Below are 21,177 nucleotides of genomic sequence, written 5' to 3' on the forward strand. Positions count from 1 at the left end.
ACTTCCACCTACTTTCCTACTATGGAAACTCCTGAACTTGTACCTATACTATTTGCCCCAGCCCTAATCATTTTCACTGCATCTTCAAATGTTTTTACACCACCTGATGCCTTAACACCTAAATCACCCACAACCCACCTCATAAGATTAACATCTTCTGCCTTTGCACCACCACTACCAAATCCAGTAGAAGTTTTTACAAAAGCTGCACCTGCTTCTTTTGAAATAACACATGCAGCTATCTTTTCCTCATCCGTTAAATAGCAGGTTTCTATTATCACCTTTACAGGTTTCTTACAAGTCTCAACAACTTTCTTTATATCTTCATAAACATAGTCATAATCACCACTTTTTAAACGACCTATATGTAAAACCATATCAATTTCATCTGCCCCATCTTCAACTGCAACTTTTGCTTCATATGCTTTCGATTTAGTGGAAGTTGCTCCCAATGGAAATCCAACTACTGTAACAACTTTAACATCTGTCTCTTCCAATTCTTCTTTTACAAGTGAAACAAAGGAGGGATTTACACAGACGCCTCTAAAATTATATACTTTTGCTTCTTCACACAATTTTTTTATTTCATCATCTGTTGTTGTTGCCTTTAAATTTGTATGTTCAATATAACCATTTACATTTTTCACCTCAATATCGCTCAATTTAAATCTATACTTTTCTTTATACTCACCTATCTTCTCTTCAATTAACCTCCTTAAATCCACAAACATCACCCCTTTAAATATTCCCTTATTCTCCTATTAATTTCTCTCTTCTTTATATCTTCTCTCTTATCGTATTTTTTCTTTCCTTTCGCCACCGCAATTTCAACCTTTACCAACCCTCTATTATTAAAATATATCTTTGTTGGAATTATTGTTAATCCTTGTTCTTTAACTTTCCCAAGAAGTCTATGTATCTCTTTCTTATGAAGCAAAAGCCTTCTGGGCCTTTCCGGGTCATGATTGTTTAAACTCCCATTCCTGTATTGCGGAATATTTAGATTTAACAAAAACACTTCTCCGTTTTTTATCCTACAAAAACTATCTTTAAAATTTGCACCTGACTCTCTTAAGGACTTTACCTCAGTTCCTCTTAACTCTATTCCTGCTTCATAAGTTTCTAAAATTATATAATCTGAGAATGCCTTTTTGTTTGTTGCAATTATTTTCATTTACTCCCTCCTATTTATGAATGCCAGGTACTTTTAGATAATTTTTTTCTCTATCAGGAAAATTATCTCTAATTAAATCTACGTCCTCAAAGAATCTACTTTGCCTTTTTTGGGGTTTGTATACATCTTCTATTGGGGTATACATAGGCTCAACATTATCCGTATTTACTTCATTCAACAGTTCAAAATAGTTCACAATTTTCTGCATTTCGTTAATAATTTTTTTCTTGTTATCAATCTCAAGCCTTGCAAGAAAAGCTATCTCTTCAACTAACTTTTCATCTATTTTCAAATTTACTCACCTCCGAGATATCCTTTATATCAAACTCTATTGCTTTTTTATTCTCCGCCATAATTTCTTCATACAACTCTTTTCGCAAGATTCTTACACTCTTTGGTGCAGAAATACCAATCTTTACCTCTCCGCCATCTATCTTTAAAATTTTAACTTCTACATCATTACCAATAAATATACTTTCACCAACTTTTCTAGCTAATACAAGCACATAACCACCTCATTTTTTAAAAGAAGATAACTTATGTTTTGTCGTATACTTTTCTGTATTTAAAATTATTTGCTTTCCCTTTCCACTTTCAAGGTTTACAACAATAGGAGCTAACAAATTCACAGTAGTTTCTTTGGGATTTCCATATGGTATAGTTAAAATTACCCAAACAGCTATTTTTTCTTTATCTTTTATCTCTAACTCTTCTACATCTTCATCGGAAATCTCAAACTCATAATCTTTTGTTAAAATCCACGGGTCAATTATGGGAAAGGCTATATGTTCATCTTCTAACGAAACAAGCCACATTATAGGAAGAGTTTCTTTCAAGGAAATTACAGAAAATTTCCTCAATTGTTCAAAACCAGGCATCCCATTTTCAAATACAATAATTTCTTTGTCATCTATATCAAGTTCACCCAACTTCGTTTTAAACACCAACATGCTCACCTCATTTCATACCACTCAAAAATTTTACCAAAAAACTCATTTGCAAACTCATCATCTTCAAAAATTTCATGATAAGCCCCTTCAAATCTGTACAACTTTTTATTTTCTTTCATAAGCTGGAGATTGTTAAAGAACAAATAACTTCCTTGTGGTGGAGTTACAACATCACCAGTACCTATCAACATCATCGTAGGCACGGATATTAATCCCACCTTTTCATGTGCAATAGCTACATTTTTTAAAATACTTCTTGCAAGTTTTACGCTTATCCTATCGTGTACAAGCTCATCCTCTATATAATTCTCAACTACTTTCCTATTTCTCGATAAATCATCTGGAGAAATACCATTTGAAAGAGTTAATGCAGGATAAAAAATCCCAAAAATTGCAAGCAAAAGCTTTTGAGAAAACCTTGCTTTAACATGAAGAGCAGGTGATGAAACAACTAATGATTTTATCCTATTTGCATTTTCTTGAGTATATCTAATTGAAATAAGCCCTCCAAGACTATGACCAAAAATATGAAACTTATCTAAATCACTTGTAAGTTCGTTAATAACATCAATAACTTCTTCCACAGAAGTATGACCTCTCTTACCTGAACTTTTCCCATGTCCAGGAAGATCAAACCCTATTACACCATAACCTCTTTTAACAATACCATTAATTAATGTTTCATAACGACCTATATGTTCACCCAAACCGTGAACAACAACGACCCACCCTTTTTCTGGTGTTCCTCTGGTAAAAGAAAATATCACGTTATCCCCCCTTGAAATGTCTTACATCCAAAATAATTGGTTTAAATTTTTTATCCAATACTTTGTTAATTAAAAATGAAACACTCATAAATCCCAATCCAATTAAAAAACTATAAATATCCGACAATTTTAAATACACACCTAAACCTATACCAACTACCAACATAATAATGGGTAATCCATACAACATAAACGCTAGAAATGCAGGTCTATATTTTAAGTCAAGTACAACAAAATCTCCAGGAAAATAATCAAACCTTTTATCTTTCTCCACCTTTAACGTAGAAACACTCTGCACACTACACTTTCCAGAAAGGGCACACGAACCACAGGCACTAACATCTCTTTCAAGATAAAGATATTTATCATCTATCTTCGAAATCCTAAACAATTCTCTCAAATTATCACCTACTCTATTAATACAAGAAATGGGTAATGCACCTGTCCACCTTCGTACATCTCAATCTCTAAATCTGGGTATTTTTTGTTAATAAACCTTTCAAAAATGTTTATTTCTATCGGAGTTGCTTCCTTTCCAACAATTAATGTAATTATCTCCTTTTTATCTATATCATCAATCTTTTCAAATGTTTTTGACAAAACTTCGTTAAAATCAAAATTATGCTCTACAAATTTATTATTCAAAAACACCAAATACTCGTCTTTTTTTATCTTTTCACCCAGTAATTTGGCATTCCTTACGGCTCTGGTAATGGATATAGTATCAACTTCGCTTATTACCTCATTAAAAATTCCCAACAGTTTTTCAGGATCTTCTTCTGGATTATTTTTAATCATAGAAGCAATACACTCTTGAACATTTTTTGTTTCCACTACGTATACATTTTTATCTTTGACCGTTTCAGCAACTTGTTTTGCCGCTAAAATTATGTTTGAATTATTTGGAAACACAAAAATATTTTCAGCATTTACACTTTCAACTGCCACTTTTAAATCTGCAGTACTGGGATTCATCGTCTGACCACCAATTACTACTTCATCAACACCTAAATCTCTCAATATCTTTGAAATACCATCACTGGGAGAAACTGCAACAACACCATTTTTCTTCTTTTCAATTTCTTTTTCTTTTTCTATAAAGTGCTCGTGCTGTTCTTTCATATTATCTATTTTTACTTTTAACAATTCCCCTTTAGTTAATAACTTTTCTATTACATTTCCGGGATTATTTGTGTGTACATGGAGTTTAACAATATTATCTTGGATAAAGAAAACAACAGAGTCACCTATTTCATGTAAAAAACTCCTTATTTCATTTTCCTCATTGCTAGACAAGCTTTCAAAGGTACGAACAATAAGTTCCGTACAATACTGAAATTTCAAATCTTCAGGAATCATTTGGATTTCTTCTACTGGTATCGAAGTAGTTTTTATATTCAAATCAATCTTTGTATCACCATTTATATACTTAGAAAATCCTTCTGCTATGTAATACAAGCCTTTTGCACCAGCATCAACAACACCAGCATCTTTAAGCTTCTTCAACATATTAGGTGTATCTTTCACCGCTTTATCTAAAATACTTAGTACTTCTTCAAAAAAGCTTATAAAATCTTTTTGCTCTGATAGAACTTCAACATTTTCTGCAAGATACCTTATAGCCGTTAGAATTGTCCCTTCGACTGGTTTCATAACAGCTCCATATGAGACCTCTTTTGCCGACTTAAAAGCAAATGCAAAGTCCTTTACACCTACTTCAATTTTTCCTTTTAATGCATCAGTAAAACCCCTAAATATTTGAGATAAAATAACACCAGAATTTCCCCTGGCACCCATAAGCGTCCCATTTTTTATACTATCCAAAACATTATCCATTGTCTCATTATCTAAACTCTCTAGATATTTACAACCTTCCAACATAGTTGCAGACATATTAGAACCTGTATCACCATCAGGTACAGGAAAAACATTTAATGCATTTATTTCATCCTTATGAAGCAACAAATTTTCTGTTCCTTTCATGAACAGATATTTAAGATATTTTCCATTTATCTTTTTCAAGGCACGAACCTCCTCATTTTACATCTATTACATGGACATTAACCTCAACACTTTCGCAACCTGCTAAGTTTTGTAATTTGTGTTTTACGTTTTCAATGATATTTCTTCCAACTTCGGAAATTTTAGTTCCATACTCTAACTCCACATAAGCATCCACTTTTATGTGTCCAAATTCATCTTCCTGTATTTTTACCCTACTTTCTTCTGTGCTCAATATTTTTGAAAACCAACTATCAGACGATATACTTACAGGTCCATATGTTTCAAGTATAGCAAAATAAACTAATTTCCTTATAGCATTTAACGTAATATCAAGTTCACCGTATTCTGTTTGCATTTTCATATATATTCCTCCTCTCAAGTACTTTTCTCATACGCCTTTCAATACCTTCTACATCAAGATTTAAATATTTTAAAAGTTCTTTTCTTGAACCATGCGGAACAAATTCATCATCTATTGCAATTACTTCAACATTTCCATAACTTAATAATCCTTCACCAAATCCTCCTATTTTTACACCTTCTTCAACTGAGAAAACAACATTATGATTTTCAAAAACCCACTTCAACATTTCCACATCAATTGGTTTTATACTTCTTGCAAAAACCAAAGTAAAGTTGTTTTTCCTTGCAACTTTTAAAGCTGCTTTTGTGGGAAAACCCGTAGAAATAATCGCAACATCTTTTCCTTCATTTAAAAGCTTCCACTTATCAACATCTACCATATTTATTTTATCACATAACTCCTCAAAATCTCCAAATTCATAATCTCTTGGATATCTAATCGCAACAGGTCCTCCAAGTTTTGTATTTAATAAAGTATACAGTGTATTCATCAAATCCTGGACGTCTTTTGGCGCATAAATTTTGATATTGGGAATCATTCTCAAATACGCTATGTCAAAAACTCCATGATGAGTAGGCCCATCTTCGCCAACCACACCTGCCCTATCAATTGCAAAAATAATAGGAAGTCTTTGAAGTGCTATATCATGTATTATCTGATCGAATGCCCGTTGTAAAAATGTTGAGTAAACGGCAAATACAGGTTTCATACCTATTGTTGCCAACCCACCAGCAAATGTTACACACATTTGCTCAGTAATTCCAAGGTCAAAAAACCTTTTCGGAAATTTCTCTGAAAATTCTTTTAAACCCGTTCCAGATTTCATTGCAGCTGTAATTACTATTATCTTATCATCTTTTTCTGCTAATTTACTAAGTGTCCTTCCAAATGCTTCACTATATGAAATTATACCTTTTTCTTTTAAGAAAGTTCCGGATGATATATCAAATTTCGAAGCACTATGGAACTTTTCTGGATTAGATTCAGAATTTTTAAATCCCTTTCCTTTAACAGTATTAACGGTAACAACTGTAGGATAATCATAATCTTTTATTCTTCTAAATTCATCTTCTAATTCTTTAAAATTGTGTCCATCAATAGGTCCAAAATGTTTTAAACCCAGGCCTTCAAAAAAATCCTCTCCAGTTAAAGTAACTTTTAGAGCATCTCTTATTTTTTTCAATTCTTCTTCAAATCCCTTTGAAAAAGCCCTTTTCATTGTTTTTTTAGTATCAAGATAGAATTTACTTGTCCTTAATTTTTCCAAAAAGTGGGAGAGTGCACCCACATTCTTTGATATAGACATAGAGTTATTATTCACTATTATCTTTAATTTTGAATTCAATGTCTTTATCTGGTTTAAAGCTTCCAAAGACTCGCCAGATGTAAGTGCACCATCCCCAATAACTACAACAACATTTGCTTTTTTTCCTTTCAATTCTAAAGCTTTTTCAATACCTAATGCTGCTGCAATAGCCGTTCCTACGTGGCCTGCTCCAAATCTATCATATTCCGATTCAAATATATTTGTATATCCACTTAACCCATCAAACTTCCTAATTGTTGGAAATAAATCCCATCTACCTGTCAACAACTTATGAACATATGTTTGGTGACCTGTATCCCAGATTATGTAATCTTCGTATGGATTAAATACTCTATACAATGAAAGGGTCAATTCCACAACACCAAGATTTGGCGCTAAATGTCCACCATTTTTCGAAACAACATTAATTATATACCTTCTAATTTCACTGGCAAATCTTTCCAATTCTTGATAATCTAATTTTCTAATATATTCAATATAATCCAAAATATCACCCTCAAATGGATATTTTTTCCACTCCCATATATGGAACTAATACCTTAGGAATAGTGATTGTACCATCTTCATTTTGATAATTTTCCATAATTGCAACAAGTGTTCTACCAATAGCCAATCCAGAACCGTTCAACGTGTGAACAAAATGCGTTTTATTGTCGGAACCTCTATATTTAATATTTGCTCTTCTTGCTTGAAAATCGGTAATATTACTACACGACGAAACTTCTTTATAATCATTATATGAAGGAAGCCAAACTTCAATATCGTAAGTCTTTGCAGATGCAAAGCCCAAATCACCTGTACAAAGATTTACCACCCTGTACGGTAACTCCAAAAGTTGTAATATCCTCTCCGCATCTCTAGTTAGTTGCTCCAATGCATTAAAAGATTCTTCTTCCTTTGTAAACCACACCAATTCAACTTTATCAAATTGATGCTGCCTTATCATTCCTCTGACATCTTTTCCATAGCTTCCCGCTTCTCTTCTATAACAAGAAGTATACGAAACGTATTTTTTTGGAAGTTCTTTTTCCTTCAATATTTCTTCTGCATGTAATGCGGTAATGGGCACTTCAGCAGTGGGAATTAAGAAAAGATCATCTTTTTTCGTATTGTATGATTCATCTTCAAATTTTGGAAGCTTTCCTGTCCATATCATAACCTCTCTTCTAACAAGATGTGGAACCCACACCTCAGTATATCCATGTTCCTTAGTATGCACATCCAACATAAATTGAATAAGTGCACGTTCAAGCTTTGCTAAAAGTCCATACATCACAGTAAAGCGAGCTCCACTTAACTTGGCAGCCCTTTCAAAATCAATAAGCCCAAGTTCTGGTCCTAAATCCCAATGTGCTTTTGGTTCAAAATCAAATTTTCTAGGTGTCCCCCATTTTCTAACTTCAACATTCTCCGTTTCATCTTTACCGACTGGAACACTTTCATGTGGTATATTCGGAATTTCCAAAGCAAGATTTTTCATTTCCTCTTCAAGTCTTTTTTGCCTTTCGTCCAACTTTTTTATCTTCTCGCCAATTCCTTTACTCTCTTTAATTAATTCTTCGGCTTCAATATCTTTTTTTTCAGCCTTTAATTTTGCAACCATCTTTGACAACTCGTTTCTTTTCGCTTTTAAATTGTTTACCTCAGCCAAAATACTTCTCCATTCTCTATCCAATACTAAAATTCTATCAATAATTTCTTTATCCATTGCCCTTTTTTCAAGTGCATTATAAAAAATTTCTGGTTCTTTTCTAAGAAGTTTTATATCAATCATATTAATCACTCCTCAAAAAGTTTTTTTAAATTTTCTTCATATGGAGGATAAACAATTCCCTTTTCCGTGATTATAGCAGTTATTAACTCTGCATTTGTTACATCAAATGCCGGATTAAATACCTTTACATTATCAGGTGCAATTTGCGTTCCACCACAATGTGTTACTTCTGTATGTTTCCTTTCCTCAATTGGTATGTCCTTCCCCGTTTGTGTATTAAGATCTATTGTACTTGTAGGGGCCGCGACATAAAATGGAATACCATGCCTTTTAGCCAAAACTGCAACCATATAAGTTCCAATCTTATTTGCAACATCTCCGTTAGATGCTACTCTGTCTGCACCTACAATAACCGCATTAATTTTACCAAGTTTCATCGCCCAACCAGACATGTTATCGCTAATTAGCGTTACATCTATTCCATCTTTCATTAATTCCCAAGCGGTTAATCTTGCACCTTGTAAATATGGTCTTGTTTCATCTGCAAATACCTTTATTCTTTTTCCTTGTTCCACTGCTGCTCTGATTACCCCCAATGCAGTTCCATAATCCACCGTTGCAAGTGCTCCTGCATTACAGTGTGTCAAAACCGTGTCTCCATCTTTTAATAATTGTGCACCGTATCTTCCAATTGCCATGTTAACCTCTATGTCTTCCTTTGCAATATTTAACGCCTCATTCTCCAAAAATTCTAATACTCCTTCCACTTTTCCATATTTTCTCAAAGCATTTTCCATTCTATTCAACGCCCAAAAAAGATTCACTGCAGTCGGTCTTGTATTAGCTAATACTTCTTTTACTTCACGCATTTTTTCGACGAAAGCTTCAAAATCTTCAACAAATTTTTCTCGTGCCCCAAGTACATATCCAAATGCCGCTGATGCACCAATTGCAGGTGCTCCTCTAACAACCATCTCTTTAATTGCTAAAGCAACTTCTTTATACGTTTTGCAAGACATATATTCCTCTTTAAGTGGTATTTTTCTTTGATCAATTAATATTAATTCATCACCAGTCCATTCCATGGTCATGGTTTTTAATTTCATATATAAACCTCCTTCATTTTGTTTTCACCTATTAAATAAATTATATCATATATATCATAGACCCCTTTTCGGGGTCTCATTTTACTTCGTAATATATCTTTACATCACTTTCTTCTTTAAACTTTTTAAACTCTTTATCAATAAATTCAGACCAAATTGTAGATTTTTTACTTGAAAGCATCTCTTCAATAATATCATGTTTTACCTCTTCAAATGGTTTTGATCGCATAGGTATAATCTTTAAAATCTTAAACAAATAAAAACCATTTTTATCATCAATCGGGCCCAAAATTGCCCCTTCTGGCGCATTTTTTATGTACATCCACAATTTTTGTGAAAGCTCTTCACCTTCAGACAAACCTTCATAAAAGTACTTATCAATTCCCAATTCCTTAGCAACTTTTTCAAATGATTCTCCACCACTTATCCTGTTTTTAACATCCCTTGCTACTGAATCACTGGAAAGCTTTAACAAATACAAATCGTATTGAGTTGGTGTAGCATATTTATCAATATTTTTTTCATAATAATCTCTTGCTTCACTTACTGTAATCGTTGCATCTTTTGTAACAGCTTTGTATAAATTCTCAATAGACAAATTTACAAGTGTATTCAAATACATTCTCTTTTTAAAATCTTCCAGCGACCCCATATTTGCATATTCTAGGTAAAAATTAAATGTTTCTTCATCAATTCCCTGATCCCTTAAATAATTACTCAGTTGCTCATCCACTAATTGTTTAACTTCTTCATCACTTGGTCTTGCGTTGTATTTTTCAGCAAACTGTACAATTAAATACTTATCAACTAGTTGTTCTAAAATTGCCCTCTTGTATCTAAGTATTACTTTTATTCCTTCTTCTGTATTTGAGAGAATATTAAAAAATGTCTGATCAATCTGACTTATACTCACCATAAGTTTTTGAACATCTGCTACACTGTTTAATGTTTCAAGAGTTATTACTTCTTCATTAACAATAGCTACTGTTGAAGTTGCCGGCAATTGTTCTGAAAAAGAAAAAACAGAAATAACTAGTAAAACTAAAAGAAAAAGTTTTTTCATAAATTCATCCTCCCTACTTTACAACAATATTGAGTAATTTATTTTTCACATAGATTACTTTAACAATTTCCCTGCCATCAACGTAAGAAGCTATTTTTGCATTTTCAAATGCCAATTTCTTTATTTCCCCTTCACTTACATCAACCTTTGTTTGAATTTTTCCCCTTACCTTTCCATTAATTTGGATAATAACTGTAACTTCATCAACCTTAAGGGCATTTTCATCATAAGCTGGCCATTCCTCATTAACAACAAGTGTATCATTCCCCAAATCATGCCAAATTTCCTCAGCCATATGTGGCGCAAATGGTGATAAAATAAGTGTTAACTTCTCCACAAGTTCTCTAAGTAATGGTAAATTTAAATCTTTTGCACTATTTAAATATTCAGACAAATTATTATTTAATTCCATTAATCCTGCTATAGCCGTGTTAAACTTGAATCCTCCTTCTATATCCTCGGTAATCTTTTTAATAGACTGATGTAATTTTCTTCTTAAATCTTTTTCTTGTTTATTTTTCAATTCTATTTTTTCTACTTTCACATCTTTTATCCTTGGTAAAATAGAATAAATATTATTCCAAAGCCTCTTTAAAAATCTATTTACCCCTTCTATTCCCGCATCACTCCATTCTGCATCCTTTTCAGGTGGAGCCATAAAAAGTATGTAAGTTCTTAACGTATCTGCACCGTACTTTTCAATCATTTCATCTGGTGAAACTACATTCCCTTTTGATTTACTCATCTTCCAACCATCTTTGTAAATCATACCTTGAGTAAATAAATTTTCAAATGGTTCCTCAAATTTTAAATACCCTAAATCATATAAAACTTTGGTAATAAACCTCGAATATAGCAAGTGTAAAACGGCGTGTTCAACACCACCTATATACTGATCAACTGGCATCCAATAATTTATATCTTCTGTATCAAATGGTTTATCTTCAAGTTTTGGATTTATATACCTTAGATAATACCATGAACTATCTACAAATGTATCCATTGTATCTGCTTCTCTTTTTGCGGGGCCACCACATTTTGGACATGTTGTATTTAAAAATTGTTCATCTAACGAAAGAGGAGATTGTCCCGTAGGTAAAAACTCCACATCTTTTGGTAACTTTACAGGTAAATCCTTTTCAGGCACAGGAACAATACCACACTTTTCACAATATACAATGGGAATTGGAGCACCCCAATACCTTTGTCTTGAAATAAGCCAATCCCTTAGTTTGTATTGTACACTTCTTTTTCCTATACCTTTTTCCTCAAGATATTCTATTATTTTCTCAAGCGCCAAAGTGCTTCTCATACCATTAAAAGGTCCCGAATTGACCATTATTCCTTCTTCTTCGTATGCTTTTTCCATTTTTTCAACATCAATTGATTCTTCTGGATTATCTATAACTACGCGAATAGAAATACCATATTTTTTTGCAAAGTCAAAATCCCTCTGATCATGAGCAGGAACTGCCATTATTGCACCTGTTCCGTATTCGTATAAAATGTAGTTTGCAACGTATATTGGTATTTTTTCACCTGTTACAGGGTTAATGGCATACCTTCCCAAGAAAAATCCTTCCTTTTCAGCCTCTAAACTTGTTCTTTTAAACCTATCTTCCAAAGAAACCTTCTTTAAAAATTGCGAAAGTTCATCTTTTCTCTCATCAGTAACCAACATTTCTACTAAAGGTGACTCGGGAGCAATTGCCATGAATGTTACTCCCCAAATAGTATCAGGTCTTGTAGTAAAAACTTTTATTTTCATATCAAGTCTATCTACAGGAAAATCTATTTCTGCACCTGTGCTTTTTCCTATCCAATTTTTTTGCATTATTTTTACGTTTTCAGGCCAACCTCTTAACTTATCTATGTCATTTAATAGTTTTTCAGCATAATCAGTAATTTTAAAATACCATTGTTCAAGATGTTTCATAGTTACTTCCGTACCACATCTTTCGCATTTACCATCTACAACTTGTTCGTTTGCCAACACCGTTTGACAACTTGGACACCAATTTACCGCTGCTTTCTTTTTGTACGCAAGTCCATTTTCATAAAGTTTCAAAAAAATCCATTGAGTCCATTTGTAATATTCCTCAGTACAAGTAATTACTTCTCTAGACCAGTCATAACTAATTCCTATCTTTTTTATTTGATTTCTTATTATATCTATATTCTTAAACGTCCAAACCTCTGGATGGATCTTATTCTTTATAGCCGCATTCTCCGCAGGAAGACCAAATGCATCATATCCAAATGGATGCAAAACGTTATATCCTTTCATCCTTTTATACCTTGCAACTATATCGCCAATAACGTAATTTTTAACATGTCCTACATGTAATGTACCTGAAGGATATGGAAACATAACTAAATTATAAAATTTTTTTTTGTCTGAACGCTGAGGCGTTTCAAATACTTTAGATTCCGCCCAAACTTTTTGCCATTTAGGTTCTATTTCTCCAGGAATATATTCTTTCATAAAATTCCCTCCTCTTTGATTTTCATTTTATTTTTATTATACTATAAATACACACACTTAACAAATAGAGGTGAGAAAATGCCAAACATATTCTTTGGAATACCCAAAAAAGATATATTAATTTTTGATGAACATGAAACAATACATTTTAAAACTGTAAGAATAAAAGAAGGAGATATAGTCAAAAGTACCGATGGTAAAGGTGGTGAATTTCTGGTAAAGATTGAAAAAATAAAAAAAAAGAAATCTTTTGGAACAATTTTAGAGTCTAAATATATAGAGAAAGATGAAAAAAGTAATTTGGTGTTATTTGCTCCTTCGGGAAAATGGGAAAGACTTCGTTGGCTAATTGAAAAATCCGTTGAATTAGGTGTTGACAAAATCTATATCACAAAGACAAAATATTCTAATAGAGATTATCGTGATAAAGAAGAAAAAATTTCGCTGGTAATCAGAAATAGTGCAAAACAATGTATCAGATATCATTTCCCCGAATTTAAGTTTATTAGCTTCAAAGAAATTGAAAAATATGCAAGTATTAATACATATTTTCTAGACTTTGAAGGAGAAAACATACCAGAAATAATTCACCCAAATACCTCATTTATAGTTGGCCCAGAAGGGGGATTTTCAGAAGATGAAAAGAAATTTTTAAATGTTAACTTTACACCTGTTGTTTTAGGGAAAAAAACATTGAGATTTGAAACAGCTGCTTTTGTATTTCTAAGTTACCTTTCCATTAAACTTGAAAAAATTTAAAAAGGGGTGATTTCATGGTAAAAGGTGAAAAAATTTATTCATACGTAAAGTTTGAACATGAGTTAGAATCTGAATACAGAGAAAAAATAGCACTTTGTAAAAGAAAATCGGATGTTTTAGAAACATTATTTGAAACTGTTAAAAAACTACTTTCAAAAATCAACGATGAATTTAAACACTTAACAAGGGATGACACTAAATTAAACAACGAAAAAATAGAATTTTCAGAAAAGTGGAATGAGAAAATTAAAGAACTTTACAAAAACAGTGATCTCGAAGCAATAATAAATAGACTTACAGAAGTAGCTACACACAGAATCAAAAAATTGGAAAACGATGAAAATGTAGATTATTTTAATATAAAAACAAAATGAGCGGTTAAACCCGCTCATTTTTTAAAAGTCCATAAATAAAAATATCATAATACCTACCATTGTGAAATTTTGCTTTTTTTAAACGACCTTCCTTTTTGAAACCAAATTTTTCCAACAATTTTATAGACACTTCATTATATTCATATACTTCAGCGGTTAATCTATTCATATTCATTTCCTCAAATGCATAATCAATAGAATATTTAAGTATTTTTTTACCGTAACCTTTTCCTCTCTTTTCTTTTTTTACATAGTAAGTAATATATGCATTTCTGTTAAAATACCTCATGTTAAAACTAACAAAACCTACAAACTCATCATCAAAAAAGTTCAAAACTATTCTTCTTGGAATTTCTACTATCCTTGTTTCAGAAAAAAACTGAAAATCTTCCGTCTCAACCTTTATCAGCTCATTTTCACATATTTGAACCTTCATCTATCCCACCTCAGAAAAATCTAGTAAAATCTGCAAACATAAAATAAAACGCAAGAGCCATAAGTATGAAAAATCCTATTGTATGGACTATAGCTTCTATCCTTCTATTCACTTTTTTACCTGAAATAATTTCAATTAACGAAAACACTATCCTTCCACCATCAAGAGCTGGTAAAGGTAACAAATTAAAAATCCCCAAATTCAATGTAAATAAAGCTACTACGGTTAAAATAGTTTCCCAACCAGCCCTTGCTGCTTCACCAACTATCACAGCAATTCCCACAGGTCCTGCCACTTGATTCACACCCTCACCCAAAAACAACCTACCAAATGCCTTCCAAATAGTTATTGCAGCAGAATTACATCTTAAAATTGCTAATTCAAACGTTTCAAAAATATTCTTTGGTTTTAGATATTTTTGCTCTTCCTTAAAGAAACCCGGTGTTGAAACTATCTTTAAAAACTCTTCTTTATCTAAATCTATTGTCATCTTTTCACCATTTCTTTGAACAACTATTTCTAACCTTTCAGAAAGAGGGTTGAGCTTTTCTTTTATTTCATCTCCCCAAATATCAATGTATACTTGTTTTTCTTTCAGGGAAAGTCTTGAAATAAGACTTATTAAAGAAACATAATCTTCTATTTCCATATCATTTACTTTAACTATTCTATCGTTTGACAAAAACGGTTCAATATTTTTATTTGCTACAGGCTTAAATCCCGCATAATAAAACCCTATAGTAGGTCTTTCATCAACAAATGTAAAACTTAACACAACACCTGATAAAACATTCCCAAATTCATCTTCAATTTCTACAAAATCTTCTTTTTTTACATCTAAATCAACTCCCAATTTATAACCATTTATCTTTTTTATCTTTCCATATATTTTCCCTCGTACATCATCCAAAATAAAAACATATTCAGGTGGTGAAATACGTGGAGGTATAGTTTTTTCTAAAATTTTGTCATCTCTGAGTATAGTAAGCTTTACAACATTCCCTTTCTTTATCTCATTACTTACCTCTATAGAATCAAATACTCTTTTCCCGTTTACCTTTAAAATCACATCTCCTTCTTTTAAACCATATTCAAACGCTGGTGAATTTTCTATAACCCTTCCTATAGTTACCGCAGGTACACCCCAGTTATTTACTATTGGAACAAACAATATATACGCAGCAAGTATCGAAAACAAAGGCCCAGCAAAAGCTATTAACAAACGCTGCCATGCGGGCTTTGCATAGAGACCATCTTCTTCCTCTTCGTTAAAGTCCTCACCTTTTAAACGTACATAGCCACCAAAGGGAATTACATTTATCTTGAAAAGTGTTTCTTTAAATTGTTTCTTAAAAATTGCAGGACCAAATCCAATAGAAAATTCTAGAACAGTTACTTTAAATATCTTGGCAAACAAAAAATGACCAAATTCATGGACAACCACTACAAACATAAAAACTAATATAAATGAAATAAAACTTATAATACTATTCACCTCCATACACTTGATTTTTTCCTCTTTTTTTAGCAATATATAGATTCTTATCTGCTCTCTTAATAAAGCCTAACATAGATTTCTCAGGCTTGCAACATAAACCTGCACTAAAAGTCACATTGTTCACTCCCAAAGATTTCCAATCTGTGTTTCTTACTTTATCCAAAATTCTTTCCAATACTTTTTTTGCCTGATTACATGAGATCCCTGGAAGAATTACCAAAAACTCCTCTCCGCCATATCTTCCCACATAATCACTTTCCCGCAAATTATCCCTTATTATTTGAGCAACTTTTTTTAAAACTTCATCGCCTTTTAAATGTCCATAAGTATCATTAACCTTTTTAAAATCATCTATATCTATCATGGCAACTGACAATGGGATTTTCTGTCTTAAAGATAATTGTAATAACTCTTTTAATTTCTCCATTATAAACGCCCTGTTATATACTTTGGTTAACTCATCAAACTCTGTTTTGGACTTACTCAAGTTGTATTCATTTAAAAGTTTAAACACAAGAGCCAATGGCTTTTTTATTACTACAATCGTCTCTAAAAAATCTCTTTCCTTTTTTAACCCTTCAATTAAAAATGCTGCCTGCTCTTCATTTTTGTATTCTATAACAACTGATATAAAATCCTCGAGAGTTTCTCCATTTTTTACATAGTTCCCATTATATATTTTCTTTGCAGGTGTAACAGGTTTTTTCAATAAAAGTTCTAAAGTTTTTTCAATTTCTTTTCTATTAAAAGACCTTTCATCATCTGAAATAGAATAAATCCTTTCACTTTCAACATTAAAAATTAAGGTGTGAAGTGATTTAAATTCAAAAAATTCTTTAAATAGTTTGTAAATGCATTCAATTAAATACCTTTCATCGTGAATATATTCTAAAAAACTGTAGATTTCTGAAATTACCAATTCATTTCTTAGATTTTCCTCTAGTATATCAACAAGCTCTCCAAAAGGCTCTTTTCTAATTTTAAGCACCTCACTAGACCATTCAATATGATAATTTTCGTTTAAAAAACCTTTCAACTTTTCTATAATCTCTTTCTTATCTAACGTCTTTTTTATATATAGATTTGCACCACTTTTCTTTGCCCAAAATTTATTAATTGTCTCATTTCCAGCAGTTAAAATAACTATTCCCACATTTTCAAATTCCGCATATGATCTTATAAACCTAGTTAAATGAATTCCATTCATGTTTGGCATAAGATAATCTGTTATAACAACATCTGGTAAAAACGAAAAAAACTTGTTAATTCCATCCAAACCATCAACTGCAACTTCAACTTCATTTCCCATCTTTTCTAGTTCATACTTTAAAAATCTTCTCCAAAGCTCACTATCATCAACCACAAGTATTTTTTTACTCATCTTTTTTCCTCCTGACAATTTTTTCCAATTCTTCAACAACTTTTCTATCAAGTTTTCCATTTTCCACATCTTTGTACAATTCATCAAAAATTGTAAAATCATCAAATCCCTTATTTTTCATCGTAAAATATGCATCAACAACTAATATAATTCTACTTTCAAGGGGAATTTCTTCACATTTTAATCCAAATATACCTTTTCCATCACATCTTTCATGATGATAAAGCACAATCTTAGATATATCCTTTAAAAATTCGAAACGATTTAATATCTCATAACCAATCTTTACATGGTTTTGAATTTGAACTTTTTCAGCATTGGTCAATCTTCCAGGTTTTTTTAAAATTCTATCACTCAAAAACACTTTACCAATATCATGTAACATAGCCGCTTCCCAAGTTTTCATCTCATCAACACCGAAAACTTTTGCCAACTTTTTTGATAAATTTGCAACATTCCTTGAGTGTATTTTGCCAACCCTTTTATCAACGCTTTCAACGAACATTTTCAAAATTTCAAAAAACATTTTTTTATAACTGTTTTCATAAACCTTTAATATCAAAAAGTTACCAAATATCTTCCCGAATATATTTACATACTCTGGAATTTTTAATTTATCATTTACAAATGAATCAAGACATATTGACCCTACCTTTTCTTGTTCAACATATATAGGAATTACATATGTTGATTTAATCTTTTCTGAACCAACCTCTTTAAATACTTCATCAAAAACCTCGTTATTTTTGTTTTTTATAACATCCCCAGAGACATATCCTTCAAATTGTATTGCTATTACATCATTCTCGCAACAAAATTCAATTTCCTTAAGTTTATCTGTATATCCAACTTGTGCAAAGTATTTAAATTTATTGTTCTGCTTAAGAATAATACTTCCTGCATTTACATCCTTAAAAATATCTATTAATTCTTCTAATATATATTGAGCAACATCTTCAATTCGATCTTTAGGATTTACATTTGCTAAAATCTCATATGCTGAAGTTAAAAAGGTATTAATATCTTCCAAATCTTTCTTTGTCTTAACCACCTCATCTATTGAATCTAATAGTTCCCTTTCATTCCTTACTATAATTTCCTGCAAATAATTTACACTTTCTTTTAAACTTTCTAGTTCTTCAACTTTCATTTTTTTTACAATAGGATTATATTCTAAATAATTTTGAAAATATTTTAAATTTCCTTCTATTTTTGCAAGATCCTCACTTATTATTTTAACTTTTTTAATAATCTCTTTTCTTTTAAATGTAATAATTCCCATTAAAAATAGAAAGAAAATTAAAGATAATACAGAAAGTACAATAACTTCAAAAGTTAAATCCTTTATAACATAAACTTTCCTACCCTCAAAATCAAATTCCGCACTAACAAAGAAAGTCTTTTTCTCCTTAACAAAACTAATAGTTAAATCTTTTGTAGAAAAAATTTTTGAAAGTGTTAAAACACTTTCATAAGCTAATTTTTCCTTTAGTAAAGAAGTAAAATTTTCAACATTGTGTTTTTCAAAATAAAATAGTAAAATTAAGATGGAAGTAAAAAACATTAAAAACAAAACAGTTAAGTATAAATACTTTTTATTATCATCTAATAAAATAAACTCGGAGATTTTCATCTTCTCACCTCAATAATATTCTATCACAAAGGAGGATATAAATGACAAAAGAAATTAATATCGGAAACGTAAAAATTGGTGGAAATAATCCAATTGCAATACAATCAATGACAAACACAAGAACAGAAAATATTATTGAAACAATAGATCAAATAAAAAAACTTTATAAAGCAGGTTGTAATTTAGTAAGGGTTTCAGTTCCAACTTATGAAGCTGCGAAAGCACTAAAAACAATTACAAAAAACTCCCCTGTACCAATAATAGCTGACATACATTATGATTACAAACTTGCAATTGAAAGTATTAAAAACGGCGCAAAAAAAATAAGAATAAACCCTGGAAACATTGGAAACAAAGAAAAGGTAAAAGAAATAGTAAAAGTCGCAAATGAATATGGCATTCCAATCAGAGTTGGTGCAAATTCCGGTTCAATATCAAAAGATTTTCAACATTTGGGAAAAGTAGACGCACTCTGTGAATCTACATTAAAAGAAGTAAGATTTCTAGAATCAATGGGGTTTTACAACATTGTAATATCCGTAAAAAGTTCTGATGTTGTAGAAACAATAAAAGCGTATGAAAAAATCTCCTCTTTAGTTGATTATCCACTTCATCTAGGGGTTACAGAAGCAGGCACATACGAATGGGCAATAATAAAATCTTCCATTGCATTAGGGCACCTTCTGTACAAAGGAATAGGTGATACAATAAGGATATCTATATCAGGTGATCCAGTGAACGAGGTAATTGTAGCTAAAAAAATTCTTATATCATTGAATTTAAGAAAAGGACCTCAGATAATCTCCTGTCCAACGTGTGGAAGGACAAATATAGACGTCGAAAAATGGGCCAAATTAATTGAAAAATATTTCATAAATTCAACATCAAATATCAAAATTGCAGTGCTGGGATGTGTGGTTAACGGTATTGGTGAAGGAAAAGGCGCAGACATCGGTATAGCAGGCATACCAAATGGCTTTATACTCTTTAAAAAAGGAAAGATAATAGGCCAATATAAAGAAGAAGAAATCATTAAAGTTTTAAAAGAACAAATTAACGCATTGGAAGAATAATAAATCTTTTTTTGCTGTTGGTGGTTATAAAAAGAAACATGTTAGATTTCATCAAAAGTAAATTTTCACTCCCAAGTCGATTCAGTGAAGCTCTTAAGAAATATGCATTAGTGATCACTTGAAAATCTTCTGGAGAAGGTATTTCAACATGTCCTTTGTATTCCATCTTTGAAGAAGATGCATAAAAGAAAATACCGTTTTTATTTCCCATTAGTTTTATACTTGAATTTCTACCAGAAATCATGGCCCTTCTCAAAAACCTTCTTATACCCTTCAATCCAACTTTTAAAAATTCTTTTGCCCTATAAAGTTCTTCTTCTAACAGATAAAGTGCTTGTTGGTCTAATTCTTCTCCACACACATTAAAAACGTGTTTTGCCTTCAAAACCAAAGCATTTACTCCCGCACCTATCTCAATATCACTGTCATTCAAAAGTTGTAATGATTTAATTAAATGTCTAGAAGAATAATACGGAATTCTCCATGAAAAAGGTATACTTTTGCCATCTCTTCTTACATAATTTATTATTCCACTATTTTCCGCAACTAATTTAAATGAATCACCGAAAAATAGATCCACCATTCCACTTTCGTCAAGATGTGATGAAACAAAATCAAGATCATTCAAAAATTTATTTTTTGAAACATTTAATATTTTTTCATATCTTTCCTCAAACTTTTTTATGTGAAACTCCTCCGCTTTTAACTTTAAACTCTCATCTTTTGCTTTCAAAAATACATACCTTCCATCTGAATAAATATACACATCACCTGATAATTCGTAAACAAAAAACTTTAAAATATCCAATGGTAAAGTAAAGGAAAGGGTTGTTGGATTCATCTCTGAAACCTCATACTTTACAGTTAAACACCCATCACTTCCAAACATATTTAAATATCCATGGTTATACGCAAAACCAACCCTTCGATTGGTCTTTTCGACACTTCCAACAACTTTATCTATTAATCTTAAAGCTTTCTTTATCTCATTACTATTTACAACTAATCTCATAACTCCACCTCTTTAAAATTTTACACCAAAAAAATGTAATATCAAACTATGCTTGAT

The 21,177-nt window shown here is 31.4% G+C and carries 22 protein-coding genes; 3 read left to right on the top strand and 19 right to left on the bottom strand.

Features of this window, described 5'->3' with window-relative positions; genetic code table 11:
* Window positions 1-8: 8 nt before the first annotated feature.
* The 14 genes from deoC to leuS all read right to left on the bottom strand — a co-directional run bounded on the left by deoC (window position 9) and on the right by leuS (window position 12,954).
* Window positions 9-731, bottom strand: coding sequence for a deoxyribose-phosphate aldolase (gene deoC / locus TMEL_RS01290; RefSeq protein ID WP_041425892.1), 723 nt, complete (start codon window positions 729-731; stop codon window positions 9-11).
* Entirely contained in the window at window positions 731-1,174 is a 444-nt protein-coding gene (smpB, locus tag TMEL_RS01295) for an SsrA-binding protein SmpB (RefSeq protein WP_012056479.1), read from the bottom strand. The genes deoC and smpB overlap by 1 nt, the downstream gene beginning before the upstream one ends.
* A gap of 10 nt (window positions 1,175-1,184) precedes the next feature.
* Window positions 1,185-1,466 carry an Asp-tRNA(Asn)/Glu-tRNA(Gln) amidotransferase subunit GatC gene (gatC, locus tag TMEL_RS01300; protein ID WP_012056480.1) on the bottom strand — a complete coding sequence of 94 codons (282 nt, stop codon included), beginning with the start codon at window positions 1,464-1,466 and terminating at the stop codon, window positions 1,185-1,187.
* Window positions 1,453-1,680 carry a carbon storage regulator CsrA gene (gene csrA, locus TMEL_RS01305; protein ID WP_012056481.1) on the bottom strand — a complete coding sequence of 76 codons (228 nt, stop codon included), beginning with the start codon at window positions 1,678-1,680 and terminating at the stop codon, window positions 1,453-1,455. The genes gatC and csrA overlap by 14 nt, the downstream gene beginning before the upstream one ends.
* A 9-nt stretch (window positions 1,681-1,689) precedes the next feature.
* Complete coding sequence (fliW, locus tag TMEL_RS01310) at window positions 1,690-2,124, bottom strand: flagellar assembly protein FliW (RefSeq protein WP_231109751.1); 435 nt, start codon at window positions 2,122-2,124, stop codon at window positions 1,690-1,692.
* 2 nt (window positions 2,125-2,126) lie between these two features.
* Window positions 2,127-2,891: an alpha/beta hydrolase gene (locus TMEL_RS01315; protein ID WP_012056483.1), complete on the bottom strand. Its 765-nt coding sequence runs from the start codon at window positions 2,889-2,891 to the stop codon at window positions 2,127-2,129.
* Window position 2,892: 1 nt separating this feature from the next.
* Window positions 2,893-3,291: a SoxR reducing system RseC family protein gene (locus TMEL_RS01320; protein WP_012056484.1), complete on the bottom strand. Its 399-nt coding sequence runs from the start codon at window positions 3,289-3,291 to the stop codon at window positions 2,893-2,895.
* 8 nt (window positions 3,292-3,299) lie between these two features.
* Window positions 3,300-4,913, bottom strand: coding sequence for a DAK2 domain-containing protein (locus tag TMEL_RS01325; RefSeq protein WP_012056485.1), 1,614 nt, complete (start codon window positions 4,911-4,913; stop codon window positions 3,300-3,302).
* Between the two features lie 13 nt (window positions 4,914-4,926).
* Entirely contained in the window at window positions 4,927-5,256 is a 330-nt protein-coding gene (locus tag TMEL_RS01330) for an Asp23/Gls24 family envelope stress response protein (protein ID WP_012056486.1), read from the bottom strand.
* Window positions 5,231-7,072 carry a 1-deoxy-D-xylulose-5-phosphate synthase gene (gene dxs / locus TMEL_RS01335; RefSeq protein WP_012056487.1) on the bottom strand — a complete coding sequence of 614 codons (1,842 nt, stop codon included), beginning with the start codon at window positions 7,070-7,072 and terminating at the stop codon, window positions 5,231-5,233. Before dxs ends, TMEL_RS01330 begins: the two co-directional genes overlap by 26 nt.
* A gap of 10 nt (window positions 7,073-7,082) precedes the next feature.
* Entirely contained in the window at window positions 7,083-8,360 is a 1,278-nt protein-coding gene (gene serS, locus TMEL_RS01340; protein ID WP_012056488.1) for a serine--tRNA ligase, read from the bottom strand.
* A gap of 5 nt (window positions 8,361-8,365) precedes the next feature.
* Window positions 8,366-9,406, bottom strand: a complete 1,041-nt coding sequence (gene mtnA, locus TMEL_RS01345; protein ID WP_012056489.1) for an S-methyl-5-thioribose-1-phosphate isomerase — start codon at window positions 9,404-9,406, stop codon at window positions 8,366-8,368.
* 76 nt (window positions 9,407-9,482) lie between these two features.
* Entirely contained in the window at window positions 9,483-10,469 is a 987-nt protein-coding gene (locus TMEL_RS01350; RefSeq protein ID WP_012056490.1) for a peptidyl-prolyl cis-trans isomerase, read from the bottom strand.
* Window positions 10,470-10,482: 13 nt separating this feature from the next.
* Window positions 10,483-12,954 (bottom strand): leucine--tRNA ligase, encoded by a 2,472-nt coding sequence (leuS, locus tag TMEL_RS01355; RefSeq protein WP_012056491.1) that lies wholly within the window; start codon window positions 12,952-12,954, stop codon window positions 10,483-10,485.
* Window positions 12,955-13,032: 78 nt separating this feature from the next.
* Here leuS and TMEL_RS01360 point away from each other — a divergent pair, with 78 nt between their 5' ends.
* Together TMEL_RS01360 and TMEL_RS01365 are read left to right on the top strand one after the other, a co-directional pair.
* Window positions 13,033-13,713, top strand: a complete 681-nt coding sequence (locus TMEL_RS01360) for a 16S rRNA (uracil(1498)-N(3))-methyltransferase (protein WP_012056492.1) — start codon at window positions 13,033-13,035, stop codon at window positions 13,711-13,713.
* 14 nt (window positions 13,714-13,727) lie between these two features.
* Window positions 13,728-14,087 carry a hypothetical protein gene (locus TMEL_RS01365; protein ID WP_012056493.1) on the top strand — a complete coding sequence of 120 codons (360 nt, stop codon included), beginning with the start codon at window positions 13,728-13,730 and terminating at the stop codon, window positions 14,085-14,087.
* Window positions 14,088-14,091: 4 nt separating this feature from the next.
* Here the strand turns inward: TMEL_RS01365 and TMEL_RS01370 are convergent, their stop codons facing one another.
* The 4 genes from TMEL_RS01370 to TMEL_RS01385 are packed head-to-tail and all read right to left on the bottom strand — an operon-like array spanning window position 14,092 to window position 19,035.
* Complete coding sequence (locus TMEL_RS01370) at window positions 14,092-14,523, bottom strand: GNAT family N-acetyltransferase (protein ID WP_012056494.1); 432 nt, start codon at window positions 14,521-14,523, stop codon at window positions 14,092-14,094.
* 10 nt (window positions 14,524-14,533) lie between these two features.
* Window positions 14,534-16,024: a M50 family metallopeptidase gene (locus TMEL_RS01375; RefSeq protein WP_012056495.1), complete on the bottom strand. Its 1,491-nt coding sequence runs from the start codon at window positions 16,022-16,024 to the stop codon at window positions 14,534-14,536.
* Entirely contained in the window at window positions 16,011-17,402 is a 1,392-nt protein-coding gene (locus tag TMEL_RS01380) for a GGDEF domain-containing response regulator (protein ID WP_012056496.1), read from the bottom strand. Before TMEL_RS01380 ends, TMEL_RS01375 begins: the two co-directional genes overlap by 14 nt.
* Entirely contained in the window at window positions 17,395-19,035 is a 1,641-nt protein-coding gene (locus TMEL_RS01385) for an HD-GYP domain-containing protein (protein WP_041425894.1), read from the bottom strand. Before TMEL_RS01385 ends, TMEL_RS01380 begins: the two co-directional genes overlap by 8 nt.
* 41 nt (window positions 19,036-19,076) lie before the next feature.
* On the opposite strand from TMEL_RS01385, the gene ispG reads away from it, so the two are divergent.
* Window positions 19,077-20,108: a flavodoxin-dependent (E)-4-hydroxy-3-methylbut-2-enyl-diphosphate synthase gene (gene ispG / locus TMEL_RS01390; protein WP_012056498.1), complete on the top strand. Its 1,032-nt coding sequence runs from the start codon at window positions 19,077-19,079 to the stop codon at window positions 20,106-20,108.
* Here ispG and TMEL_RS01395 read toward each other — a convergent pair.
* Window positions 20,089-21,120, bottom strand: coding sequence for a hypothetical protein (locus tag TMEL_RS01395; RefSeq protein WP_012056499.1), 1,032 nt, complete (start codon window positions 21,118-21,120; stop codon window positions 20,089-20,091). The two genes, ispG and TMEL_RS01395, sit on opposite strands and share 20 nt — an antisense overlap.
* Window positions 21,121-21,177 lie beyond the last annotated feature (57 nt).

Origin of the sequence: Thermosipho melanesiensis BI429, assembly GCF_000016905.1 — a bacterium.
GTDB classification, from domain to species: Bacteria; Thermotogota; Thermotogae; order Thermotogales; family Fervidobacteriaceae; genus Thermosipho; species Thermosipho melanesiensis.